At 47.2% G+C, this 11,283-nt stretch carries 12 protein-coding genes; 9 read left to right on the top strand and 3 right to left on the bottom strand.

Features of this window, described 5'->3' with window-relative positions:
* Window positions 1-269 precede the first annotated feature (269 nt).
* Both CALK_RS12355 and CALK_RS09475 read left to right on the top strand, forming a co-directional pair.
* Window positions 270-941 (top strand): glycosyltransferase family 2 protein, encoded by a 672-nt coding sequence (locus CALK_RS12355; protein ID WP_052569240.1) that lies wholly within the window; start codon window positions 270-272, stop codon window positions 939-941.
* Window positions 902-1,288, top strand: a complete 387-nt coding sequence (locus tag CALK_RS09475; protein WP_034637700.1) for a hypothetical protein — start codon at window positions 902-904, stop codon at window positions 1,286-1,288. Before CALK_RS12355 ends, CALK_RS09475 begins: the two co-directional genes overlap by 40 nt.
* Here CALK_RS09475 and CALK_RS09470 read toward each other — a convergent pair.
* Together CALK_RS09470 and CALK_RS12920 are read right to left on the bottom strand one after the other, a co-directional pair.
* Window positions 1,259-2,221: a hypothetical protein gene (locus CALK_RS09470; protein ID WP_022637473.1), complete on the bottom strand. Its 963-nt coding sequence runs from the start codon at window positions 2,219-2,221 to the stop codon at window positions 1,259-1,261. The two genes, CALK_RS09475 and CALK_RS09470, sit on opposite strands and share 30 nt — an antisense overlap.
* Window positions 2,128-2,427 (bottom strand): hypothetical protein, encoded by a 300-nt coding sequence (locus CALK_RS12920; RefSeq protein WP_155851847.1) that lies wholly within the window; start codon window positions 2,425-2,427, stop codon window positions 2,128-2,130. The genes CALK_RS09470 and CALK_RS12920 overlap by 94 nt, the downstream gene beginning before the upstream one ends.
* A gap of 126 nt (window positions 2,428-2,553) precedes the next feature.
* Here CALK_RS12920 and CALK_RS09465 point away from each other — a divergent pair, with 126 nt between their 5' ends.
* The 7 genes from CALK_RS09465 to CALK_RS09435 all read left to right on the top strand — a co-directional run bounded on the left by CALK_RS09465 (window position 2,554) and on the right by CALK_RS09435 (window position 9,797).
* A complete protein-coding gene (locus tag CALK_RS09465; RefSeq protein ID WP_022637471.1) occupies window positions 2,554-3,414 on the top strand; it encodes a hypothetical protein in 861 nt (286 codons plus the stop codon).
* The gene (locus CALK_RS09460) at window positions 3,414-4,352 is read left to right on the top strand and encodes a glycosyltransferase family 2 protein (protein WP_022637470.1); all 939 of its coding nucleotides are present in this window, start codon (window positions 3,414-3,416) and stop codon (window positions 4,350-4,352) included. The genes CALK_RS09465 and CALK_RS09460 overlap by 1 nt, the downstream gene beginning before the upstream one ends.
* Before the next feature lie 64 nt (window positions 4,353-4,416).
* The gene (locus CALK_RS09455; protein WP_162146729.1) at window positions 4,417-5,514 is read left to right on the top strand and encodes an EpsG family protein; all 1,098 of its coding nucleotides are present in this window, start codon (window positions 4,417-4,419) and stop codon (window positions 5,512-5,514) included.
* A gap of 15 nt (window positions 5,515-5,529) precedes the next feature.
* Window positions 5,530-6,639, top strand: coding sequence for a glycosyltransferase (locus CALK_RS09450; protein WP_022637468.1), 1,110 nt, complete (start codon window positions 5,530-5,532; stop codon window positions 6,637-6,639).
* Window positions 6,636-7,898 (top strand): TolB-like translocation protein, encoded by a 1,263-nt coding sequence (locus CALK_RS09445; protein ID WP_022637467.1) that lies wholly within the window; start codon window positions 6,636-6,638, stop codon window positions 7,896-7,898. Before CALK_RS09450 ends, CALK_RS09445 begins: the two co-directional genes overlap by 4 nt.
* Window positions 7,895-8,647, top strand: coding sequence for a glycosyltransferase family 2 protein (locus tag CALK_RS09440; protein WP_022637466.1), 753 nt, complete (start codon window positions 7,895-7,897; stop codon window positions 8,645-8,647). The genes CALK_RS09445 and CALK_RS09440 overlap by 4 nt, the downstream gene beginning before the upstream one ends.
* Window positions 8,648-8,840: 193 nt before the next feature.
* Window positions 8,841-9,797, top strand: a complete 957-nt coding sequence (locus tag CALK_RS09435) for a GDP-mannose 4,6-dehydratase (protein ID WP_022637465.1) — start codon at window positions 8,841-8,843, stop codon at window positions 9,795-9,797.
* A 41-nt stretch (window positions 9,798-9,838) separates the two neighbouring features.
* On the opposite strand, the gene CALK_RS09430 is transcribed toward CALK_RS09435, so the two are convergent.
* Window positions 9,839-11,275: a capsule assembly Wzi family protein gene (locus CALK_RS09430; protein ID WP_022637464.1), complete on the bottom strand. Its 1,437-nt coding sequence runs from the start codon at window positions 11,273-11,275 to the stop codon at window positions 9,839-9,841.
* Window positions 11,276-11,283 lie beyond the last annotated feature (8 nt).

The following is an 11,283-nucleotide window of genomic DNA, read 5'->3' as shown; positions in this document are numbered from 1 at the left end:
TCAAAATGATCTTTAATCACGTGCAGGACTTTGCCGATCTGGCTCCTGAGGAGTATGAAGAGACCTATAAAAGTCTGGTGTCTGAGCTTTCTCCCCTGGTGCGGCGGGTGCGGGCACGTTTAACACGACAGGAAAATGACTCTCACGAGTAACCGCTATGGCAGGGCTTCGGCCCAGCCTTTTTCTTTGATGAACGCATTCCGTGCTTGAAAAAGTATATTTTACCCATGAAAAAACACATTAAAGAAAAGATTCGACAAGGAATACTCATGCGAGAACATCTGCGAAGTGAAGAAGAGATCATGCGTACCTGGAAGGAAACCACCCCCGTGGTAAGCATCTGCTGTATCACCTATAATCATGAACCCTATATTGAAGATGCCTTGGAAGGGTTTCTTATTCAAGAAACGGACTTTCCCTTTGAAATATTGATTCATGATGATGCCTCCACTGATAAAACCGCAGATATTATTCGGGAATATGAAATGGCATATCCAGCACTGATTAAACCGATTTATCAGACTGAAAATCAGAAGTCTCAAGGGAAGCCTCTGGGAGGAAATAATTATAATCGGGCGCAGGGGAAGTATATTGCTATCTGCGAAGGAGATGATTTCTGGACTGTTCCGCATAAGTTGCAAAGACAAATTGATTATATGGAAAAGAATGAACGATGCAGTATGTCATTTCATGCAGCACGTATCTACACTTACGATTCTTCAACAAACAAGCGTATCTCGTCCACAGAAATAGCGGCACCCAAAAATAAAAAACCATGCAGTGCTTTCAGGGCGGTTTTTTCTATGAAGGTGGCAGCTCTGCGCCTTCGGCATCTATGGTTTTTCGCAGTAAGTTTCTTAACATTCACCCCCATTTCCAACAGATATCACCCGTGGGAGATATGCCGCGAAAGCTCATTCTTGCCTACCACGGAGATATAGTCTATTTTGACGAGATTATGTCTGTACGACGTCTTGGGACTCACGGTTCGTGGAATCAACGTATCTACTCAGACAACAAAAAACAGCTGGACTATTTGGACAGGATGATACTCATGCTTGAAGGGTATAACGAATACACTCATGGTGTAAATCAAAAACAGGTCCATAAGAAAATTCAAACCTATGCACATCGTCGTCGTGACATATCCTTACAGATGGAAGTACCCGCCTATAAAAACAGAAAAATCTCCTGCCTCCGAGACAAGGGGGTACGAGAGCATCTAAAAAAGATGTTATTCAAACGCAAAATAAAGTTTTTAGGATCTCTGCTCAAACCCAAAAGATAAATACCGCGTCAGCTCGTAGATACGGGCGGTCAGGGTTCTTGCATCTTCTGTGTTTATCCCAAAACACCCCTGTTCACTGTCATAGGTGAAATCGATCTGTTTTTTCTGTACTGCTAGCATAATTTCTTTCTCCTTCGAGGTAAGAAAGGAGGAGAACACAGAGTAAATATAAGGGAGTTCAAAGCCAGGCGCGTTATAGGCGTATCCATATCGATTTACTGAGAGCTCTGTCTGTTTGCTGCCGAGGGCTGTAACGTCTTTTGAGTGGTTGTTCTTCTCCAAATCACTCAGGAGTGTTGACGAAAATGAGTAGGAGAGCGCTTTTTTCCATAGCGGTGAGTCCCAGAAGGGGAGTGAGTCAAAGCCATTTGAGTAGATCAGCGCAAAGGCGTAAAGGTTAAAGAGGTGGTACCCTTGCTCTTTATAGAGCATGCTTTGCCCTGCTACAAGCCGTGCTTTGGTACGTTTGAGCAGTGTTAAGCTTCCGACAATACGCTCTTTTAGTGATTTAGGCCTGTGTAAAGAGTGCTGAATCCGCCCTGTTGAAGAGGTGCGTACGGCGCGACTCAGATTTGCAAAGAAAAGATCTAAGACCGATTTAATAGCATGGTTTTGTGAATGTTTCCATATTAGAGCCCCCGCTGCGGCAAACCAAAGTTGATGATTAAAGGTGGGGTCAATCTCTGCATGACTTCCATCGACGTTTACTATGTGCCACGCTTTTTTTGCCCTCTTGAAGGGGTGAAGCAGAAACACTTCCTCTGCGCAGGTAAGATATTTTTCTTCGCCACGTTCTTCGTAGACAGCAAGAAGCCCCTCAATGGCCCATGCCTGACCAATCAGACCGTTTGCAAAATCCTTCTGTAATTTTTTCGGCAGAAAAAGGTTTGCCCCATGGGCCGGGCCGCAGAGGAGAGCAAATACTCGCCGCATTGTGCAAGGGCGTGAGCATACTTCTCTTCCCCTGTTTTCTGAGCAAGATAGTGGAATACCACCGCAGCGTGAGCTGTATTTCGTACGGGCGTTTCCGGATCTTTATAGGGGCCATTATGTCCGGGAAGTATATACCCATACTGAGCAAGATCTTGCATATAAGTAGTTGCAATTTTTTTTACTATCGTATCGGTCGTCTTGGGCATTACATCTCCATGTGTTAATTCCGAAGAAATATATTTTCCGTCCATAATTTACAGATATAAGAAATAAAAGATTACATAATTTATATTTCCAATCATCAGATAGCAGTGTAATCTAAGGACACCTGAATGAACAAAACAGCTATAGTAATGCCTGCCATAGGAAATCGACCATGGGTAAAATATACGAGTAACCTATTTAAAAAGTATGCACACAATAATAATGTTGACTTTATACTTTGCTCATCATATCCCAGTGAAGGAGAATACCCTTTCCCAGACCTTCCTGATACACCGGGGAGACCTAATAAAAAAGCGTATGCCCTAAAACCGTTTCTTGCGTACCACTATCTGAAAAATTACGACAAAGTTGCTATTGTAGATGATACTTGCTGTATTAGACCGTCTGCGCCAAACTTATTTGATCAGATACCAGAAAACACCTTAGGTGCAAAGAGAACAGGTGCTGAACACTGGTTTATATCCTGTAGTACCATAGCTACACATACACTGCTGCGAAAGTGTCCGATACTACATTCGTCACGGTTTTCCAAGAACATTATTCGCTTTGGGGATCGTATGGGAAAGCTTTCCTATCTTAGTATGAAAAAGGCCAAGATACCTCTTCCCACGGGAAAGAAGTACAAACGCGAATGGTATGGGAATGGTGGAGTACGAATATACCCGAAATCATTCAGAAATGCTTTTTCTCCCGAACAAATACAACAACATTCTACCCTACTGTTCTCAAACTACCCAGAACAAACGCTGGTATATTTTTTGCAAATACAGAATAAAATCCCCTTTAAATCATTGCCAGGGACTTTTAACAACAAACCGGGGGATAACTTGCCGCCGCATGAACGTGTTCAATTAAAAACATTTCACGATATGCCAAATGATGAAAGTTTTGTCTACCATGTGACCGGCGCCTATAAATTTCGCCAAGAATTGATTGCAAGCATTTGTGAGGAATTGGAACGATCATAATGAGAACGCCTATTGTAATCGGCATAATAACCTACAACCGTCCCCGGGGTCTTGCTGCGTTGGTCGAGAGTATAGCACGGCAACAATTCGATAGAAAAGAGCTTTCTGTTTCTCTTATTATTGTAGATAACGCCTGCAATCCCAATACGGAAAAACAGGTGTACACCCTACTGGAAGAACACTCTTTACAGGGAATATACAGCACAGAAGAAGAACAAGGTATTCCCTATGCCCGCAACAAAGTAGTGGAGCTTTTTCTTCGGGAGACTTCAGGAAAGTGGCTTGCCTTTATTGACGATGATCAGACCGTGGCTCCTTCCTGGGTGGCCTCCTTGGTGGAAACGGCAGAGGAAACCTCGGCACAGGTGGTATACAATCGCCAGGAATACGTTTTGCCCCCTGGGTCTCCTGAGTGGTGGAAGAAATCGTTTTTTTTCCAAAAGAAGGAAGTACACGGGGCAAAAATAGCTTACTTCTACACCCACGGTGTACTGATTCACCGTACGGTCTTTGAGCATTTTCCATACCCCTTTGATATTTGCCTGAAAAAAAGCGGCGGAAGTGACTCCCGCTTTGCCGCCCAGGTACATCGTGCCGGTTTTATCATTGTCTATTCTCACACGGCCTGCTCCTATGAGCATGTGCCGGCATCGCGCCTTACCTATAAATGGCTCTACAAACGGGGCCTCCGCGCCGGGGCTCTTTCATCCGCCACGGGAATCCTCACCGGGAAACACCCATGGTATATGCGGGCAAAATGTGTTCTCCGATTTTTTTGCTGGACCGGCCGGGCCGTGGGGGGAATCCTTTTTTCTACGCTCATACAAAAGAAGGGGCAGCAAGCCCGGGCAGTGTACGAACTGGGGTGGGCTGTCGGTATTGTTATGGGGCTTTTTGGGTTTCTCCACGATGAATACACAACAATTCACGGAGAGTAAGCGATGAGCATCACCCATGTTTTTTTTGTTAGCAATAGTAGAATACCAGGAACGGGGAAATAGTATGGAATTTTATCTTGGACTGTTTTTCCTCTCCCTGATTTTGTCACTAAGAATCTATGCCGTGCCCCGTGTTTCCACACCGGGAGCACCCCCGTCGTCCTATACCATCTTTAAACCGTGGATCTTCTTTTTTATCATCATAAGTCTTGTATATGGGCTACGTTATAATGTGGGTACCGACTACAGGGGATATGTGCGGTATTTTGAACGCTATGCCTCGGGGAGTAATTTTCCTCCCGCAGAGATAGGCTATGAGATTTTAAATCTGGCGGTAATTGGTCTGGGTCTTGATTTTTGGGCAGTCTTTTTTGTCTGTTCCGTGGTGACAAATTTCCTCGTCCTCAAAACCCTCAGTGACGAAAGCCGCAATTTTTTCCTCTCCATGGTGATCCTCTTTGGCACGGGTTTTTTCTTCCGTCAGACCAATCAGGTGCGCCAGGTTATGGCCATGGCCATAACCTTCTACGGAGTACGGTATATCATATCCCGTTCCCTTTTTAAATATCTTGGCATCTGTCTTCTGGGCGCATCTATTCATGCCTCTGCCATCTTGATGCTTCCCTTTTATTTTATTGCCAATATACCCTGGAAGAAACCGCTCCTTGTAGGCGCAGCAGGGGCTGGCCTCATTGTCTATGCAATTCCGGCTATTTCCATGGCAGTAATACTCCTTGTCCTTGAACACCTCATACCGGAAATGTACTCCGGTTTTATTTACAGGATACTCACACGTGAAGGGTTTGTTGGAGGGGGGACTCGCCTTTTAGGAGAAGCTGTCCTTTTGGTGGGTATTGTCTCTGTGATACCTCAATCGATTATGAATAATACACGAGGTCGGGTGTTCTACAATCTCTATGTCTATGGATTTATTCTGCAATCCCTTTTGTCCAGATATTATGGTATCCACCGCATTCCCCTATATTTTCTTATCTATCAAGCTCTCTTTATTCCCTATGTTCTGAGTTATTTAAGGATACAAAGACATTTGAAGGTTATTCTGCTATTTTTTATACTCTCTTATTTCACCCTCTTTGCCTTCCTGGATATTCGCAGTGGCTCACATAGTATAATTCCCTATCAATCAGTTCTTATGCAATAAACACAAAGGATTTTCATGAAGATACTCTACACAATACCCTATCCGCATTTTTTCTCCCAGCATGACGGTGTGGGGGGACATATCGCCCATTGTATGGGCATACTCGCAGCTATGAAAGAACAGGGACATGAGGTACTCTTTATGAGTGAGGAGTCATACCCCCATCTGGAGGAGTATACCCATGCCGTCATTACCCATCCAAAAACCACTACGGGGCCTGCATCTCGCCTCCTTTGGCTTGCGGGGTTTTTCTCCGCCCTGAAAAAAGAGATTGACCGGCATGCCCCCGATGTGGTGTATATGCGCTACTCTGCCAGTGCCGCCCTTCTTTTTCCCCTCCTTAAAAAAGCCCTTGGTACCACAAAACTTATTCTGGAAGTAAACAGCCTGGGCTCGCAACATAAGCCTATCCTGCGTGTTTTTGACAAACCAATGCTTGGTATGGCTCACCGGGTTGTATGTATATCCCGTCTTTTGGGAGAGTATGTGGAAAACACCCTTGCCATCCCCTGCCGGGTTGTTCCCAACGGTATCAGCCCAGAGCGGATACCGGAAGAACTCATAGAAAAAGCCTCTCTCACACCACACTCGCCCCTGCGGATAGTCTATGCGGGACTTTTGAAGCCGCAGTATGGACTTGAAACAGCCGTAGAAGCCCTGGACGGCCTTGTGGACAAACACCCCCTGGAGTTTATTTTCTATGGTGACGGCCCCCTTATGCCACAGCTACGCGACATGGCTGAAAAACGCCCCTGGCTTCACCTGGCCGGCCCCATTGACTTTGCAGATATGCCTCGCCACCTTGTAAAGGCAGATGTACTTTTTTATCCCACCAGCACCTTCAACAGTTTCCAGTCTCCCACAAAGCTCTTTGAATATATGGCTGCGGCTCGACCCATAGTGGCGGCACAGACAAAACAGACCACGGAACTTCTGGAAGAGGGGGCACTGGGACAGCTTTTTGAGATAGATTCCCCCGATGAAATTAGAACGGGGCTCGAATGGGTAGTCAGTCACTGGGATTTGGCCTGTGAACAGGCCTCACTGGCACGAAAAAAGGTGCTTGAAAACCACACATGGACTGCTCGTCTCACGGAGATTTTATCCGGGGAGGATGCTTCATGAATACCCCGGTACAAAGAGTATACAACCTGGTAAAACGAAATCCCCGCCTGAAGCTGTTTCTCAAAAATGCCTATCAGGCGGTACACGTGCTTCCTTCGGGAAAGAAATCTAATACCGAAGCGGTTGCTGCCTGTGCGCCGGGATTCTTTTTCGGCTTTCACGATAAATGCCCCTGGAATAGTGATGATACGAAGCTTCTGGCCCACAGGGCGCCGGCCACGGAAAAAGAACGAAAACGGGGCGTACCCGTGGAAATTGGCTATTTTGATGATGTGCAACTGCGTCATTTCACCCCCCTGGGAACAACCCGGGCGTGGAACTGGCAGCAGGGGGCCATGCTGCAATGGGATCCAATTCATGGGGGAGTATTTTATAATGACCTCAGCGCAGAGAAGACCCCACGCCTGAACCATATCGCCTCAGCCGGAGAAGCGGCAAAAGATTTCGGTCCTGCGGCGGGTGCCATAAGCCCCTGTGGAAACTACCTTGCCCACATCAGCTTCTATCGTTTTGGAACGGGACTTCACGGCTATGAGTATCAAGGGGTACAGGAAGATGAGGGCAATGAGAATGTACCGCAAGAGACCGGTGGGTTTTCTATTCTTGCACGAACGAACGAAGGCTTTACCGACACCATCCATACCGTTCCCATAGCGCAACTGCGCGAAACAAATCCCTTGGCCTCCATGGACGGAGCCTATCACTATGTTTCCCACCCGCAATTTTCCCCCGACAGCAATACCGTTGCCTTTTTCCACCGGTGGGTACATCGGGGAAAACGAAACGAAACCCGTCTCTATTTTCTCAATCTCACCACCCACACCCTCACCGCTGCAGACACGGGCACCATGGTCTCTCATTTCTGCTGGATTGATTCCCATGGTATCCTTGCCTTTTACGAAGGAAAGAACGGAACAGACTACTATGGGGTAGTGCACAAAGACGGTTCAGAAAAGTTTCCCCTCACTCATCCCGCCCTTGCCGTGGATGGGCATCCCTGTTGCCATATCCCCACGGGTCGTATTGTCACCGATACCTACCCGGACAAAAAACGGCATCAGCATCTGCTCTATTTGCCTGGCATTGCCCCCGATCCCACGGTACACCCCGTGGCAAAGCTCTATGCCCCCTTTCGGTTTCAGGAGCTCTTCCGGGCCGATCTCCATCCCCGATGGAATCGTGCCGGAGATCGTATTGCCGTGGATTGTTCCTACGCAGGACGCCGATCTCTGGCCATACTTCCCCTGGAGGATGCATGAATACTCCCGTCGTATCCATAATCACCCCCGCCTATAATTGCGCCGATGTTGTGGCCCATACCATAGCCTCCATACAGGCTCAGACGTTTCAAAACTGGGAACTCTGCATTACCGATGACTGCTCCACGGATACCACCATGGACATTCTCCGTGCTGCCGCCAAAAAAGATCCCCGCATCCGGGTCTTTCAGCTTGAAAAAAACAGCGGTGCCGCCGTGGCACGAAACAACTCCATAAAAAAATCACGGGGCAGATATATCGCCTTTCTCGATGCCGATGACCTCTGGACACCGGATAAACTGGAAAAACAGCTTGCATATATGAAAGAAGAGGGTCATGCCTTCACCTATACCCACTACTCGGTGATAGATGATGGGGGAAATGATCTTCCCAGGGATCTGCGCTTTCCTGAAAGAGTCTCCCATAGAGATCTCTTACGGACCTGCTCCATCGGCTGTCTCACCGTGATGATAGATCGAACCGCCTTTACGGACATTTCCATGCCGCTCCTTCGACGGGGACAGGATTATGCCCTCTGGCTGAAACTGCTAAAAGAGGTGGACCACGCCTGGTGTGTTCCGGCAAATCTTGCACGGTACCGTATTGGAGAACACTCCCTGTCGCGCAACAAATTTAAAAAACTTCGGGGACAGTGGTATATTTACCGGCGCATAGAGGGGATTTCCGTGGCACAGAGCCTCTACTATATCGCTCACTATACCTGGCACGGTATTCGAAAGAATAAATAAAATCTACAGAGTATCCGCTTTGTATTGCCGGTAAAAAAGTGTCGTCGCGTACAGAATAACCACAATTGCCAATAACTCCATGGGCTCTCTCACCTACACGAATCACGTGCCTCTCAATCTATTCCCTCACCCCTTATATTATATTAGAGACATACCATGGAGCTTCTCCCATGGAAACAGAAAAGGTACTGGTATGATTCTCATAACCGGAGCAGCCGGCTTCATCGGCTTTCATCTTGCACAAAGACTCCTCCGTGAGGGGTACTCCGTCATAGGAGTAGATAATTTTAATGACTACTACGATGTATCTCTAAAGGTTGAGCGGTGGAAACAACTCACGGTCCACGAACATTTTGAAGGGGTACACCTCTCCCTTGAAAGTCTAAATTCCTTGCAGGGCCTTTTTAAACGTTTTAAGATTGACGTAGTGTGCAACTTAGCAGCACAGGCGGGTGTTCGCTACTCGATTGAAAATCCTCATGTCTACGCCCAATCCAACCTCACAGGCTTTCTCAACATTCTTGAGATGTGTCGCCACTACTCAGTAAAACGCCTTGTCTACGCATCGTCTTCAAGTGTTTATGGGGGAAATAGGAAAGTTTTTTTTTCAGAATCAGATACAGTAGACTCTCCGGTGAGTCTCTATGCTGCAAGCAAAAAAGCAAATGAGCTCATGGCGCATACCTATTCCCATCTCTACGATATTCAGACTGTGGGGGTGCGCTTTTTTACCGTGTATGGCCCCTGGGGACGCCCCGACATGGCCTACTGGACCTTTACGAAGAAGATTCTTGCGGACATGACTATTCCCGTTTTTAATCACGGTGATATGAAACGTGATTTCACCTATATTGATGATATTATAACAGGTATAGAGGCCGCGCTTTTTACTGAAGGGCTTGATCAGTATGAAATATTTAATTTGGGGAACCACAGGGCTGAAAACCTCATGGATTTTGTGAACACCCTTGGGACTGCCTTAGGTAAAAAAGTTGCCATAGAACTGCTTCCCATGCAGCCGGGGGATGTAAAAGAGACCTATGCGGATATTGCAAAGGCTCAGAAAAAACTGGGGTATTCCCCAAAAACCCCAATATCTGAGGGCATCCCCCGCTTTGTAGAGTGGTATACAGGGTATTTTCAAAAATAAGAGATGCCCCCTTCTCGGAGATTCTCCCCAAAGAACACTCCTTACTCCCACCGAGCACGCAGGGCTGTTTCTAAAGAAATCCCCGCAAAAAAAGTTGTCTTTTCCTGATCTTCCTGATTCTCATAGTTATCATAGGCAAGATGCCCCACGGTGACAGAGAGAGCCCCCCAGGGGTTATTCCAGGATGAACGTAAAAAAAGTAAGGCTTCCCGTTCAACCACCCCATAAGGGATGGGATCATCAATCGTATTATTTACCGACGGGTGTGGATACTCCCGGGAAAGATCACGACGCTCGCCACTCCACTTCAACCACCACGTAACATCCGCTGAAAGATTCTGTGGAAACTGTCGTCCCACGCGCCCCCAGAACAGCTGTGTATCTGGCCCAAGGGGAGAGCCGATAAACCCACGCGTATTGAGATAGCGTAAGGGAGGGCTCACATGATTATAGGTAAAACTGGTAATGGTGCCGCCCTCAAGGAATCCGTACATATCCGCAAGATCATCCACACGCAGACCGGCCATGCGACCCAGGTGATTCTGCCGGGTCTTGGAGGACTCGGTTTTTCGCTGTTGTAAATCATCCACCAGAAGCTCTCCATACAGAGTTACACGATCATCCAGAAACCGAACGGAACCGTCCATGGACCCAAGGGATTTATTCCCCCAGTTGGCATAGCGCCACGTAGACATTTTGGCGTAATGGAAGGGGATGAAGGGGAATAGATATTGAATCTCCCAGGAACGTCCCACCCCGGCATACACCGTAGCTTGAGAAAGGGCCAGAGAAAACCGTTCATGCTCATAGGAGAGGCGGGCTGCGGAAATATACCGATGAAGCCGTTCACGATCTTCTAAATGCCGGCCATCTCCGCCTTCGGGGGTGTAACTATCCAGCTGAGCAGTCATCCCCTGGAGAGAAAAGGGACCCGCATCATACCGCTGATAGATCGAGAAAAACCCTTCATTCCAGTCTGAAAGCATGAGTCCCCCAAGCATGAGGGGCCCCCAATTATACCGGCGTTTTCCCGCCCCAAGGGTTACAACAGAGGGGGCGCGATACTCCAGATAAATCTTATCCAGATCGTAAATCATACTCATGGAATCGGAGTGGTGAATCCATGCGGCATCAAAATTATCATACTGATCACCCGTGGGAATATTATCAATGCGGATACGCATATCCACAGAAAAATCCTCATAGACAATGGAATCCCGCAACAGTAGTAAGGTGCGTTGATCTGTGAGAAGAGAGGATGAGCCCGTAAGGAACTCCCCAAAAACAACCCCTTCCAGATGATGAGCACGGAGAAATTCAGAATCTCTTGTGAAGGTATATGAAGCAGGACCGTGAAGGGGCGATCGCTCAATTTGATAATACAGGGGAAGGGGATTTGCCGCATCATATGTAGGCAAGGGGGATGTGGCAACCATACCAGCAAGGATAAACAGAAGAGCGAGGGAGTAGACACGCATGTAACCTC

It is taken from the genome of Chitinivibrio alkaliphilus ACht1, assembly GCF_000474745.1.
Lineage (GTDB): Bacteria > Fibrobacterota > Chitinivibrionia > Chitinivibrionales > Chitinivibrionaceae > Chitinivibrio > Chitinivibrio alkaliphilus.
The sequence above is the reverse complement of the archived record's forward strand: the minus strand, read 5'-3'. Positions and strand labels throughout refer to the sequence as shown.

Excerpts from the sequence above, each read along its gene's own strand:
- CALK_RS12355 (WP_052569240.1), top strand. The coding sequence starts at position 270 with ATGCGAGAACATCTGCGAAGTGAAGAAGAGATCATGCGTACCTGGAAG.
- CALK_RS09475 (WP_034637700.1), top strand. The coding sequence starts at position 902 with ATGCCGCGAAAGCTCATTCTTGCCTACCACGGAGATATAGTCTATTTT.
- CALK_RS09470 (WP_022637473.1), bottom strand. The coding sequence starts at position 2,221 with ATGCGGCGAGTATTTGCTCTCCTCTGCGGCCCGGCCCATGGGGCAAAC.
- CALK_RS12920 (WP_155851847.1), bottom strand. The coding sequence starts at position 2,427 with ATGCCCAAGACGACCGATACGATAGTAAAAAAAATTGCAACTACTTAT.
- CALK_RS09465 (WP_022637471.1), top strand. The coding sequence starts at position 2,554 with ATGAACAAAACAGCTATAGTAATGCCTGCCATAGGAAATCGACCATGG.
- CALK_RS09460 (WP_022637470.1), top strand. The coding sequence starts at position 3,414 with ATGAGAACGCCTATTGTAATCGGCATAATAACCTACAACCGTCCCCGG.
- CALK_RS09455 (WP_162146729.1), top strand. The coding sequence starts at position 4,417 with ATGGAATTTTATCTTGGACTGTTTTTCCTCTCCCTGATTTTGTCACTA.
- CALK_RS09450 (WP_022637468.1), top strand. The coding sequence starts at position 5,530 with ATGAAGATACTCTACACAATACCCTATCCGCATTTTTTCTCCCAGCAT.
- CALK_RS09445 (WP_022637467.1), top strand. The coding sequence starts at position 6,636 with ATGAATACCCCGGTACAAAGAGTATACAACCTGGTAAAACGAAATCCC.
- CALK_RS09440 (WP_022637466.1), top strand. The coding sequence starts at position 7,895 with ATGAATACTCCCGTCGTATCCATAATCACCCCCGCCTATAATTGCGCC.
- CALK_RS09435 (WP_022637465.1), top strand. The coding sequence starts at position 8,841 with ATGATTCTCATAACCGGAGCAGCCGGCTTCATCGGCTTTCATCTTGCA.
- CALK_RS09430 (WP_022637464.1), bottom strand. The coding sequence starts at position 11,275 with ATGCGTGTCTACTCCCTCGCTCTTCTGTTTATCCTTGCTGGTATGGTT.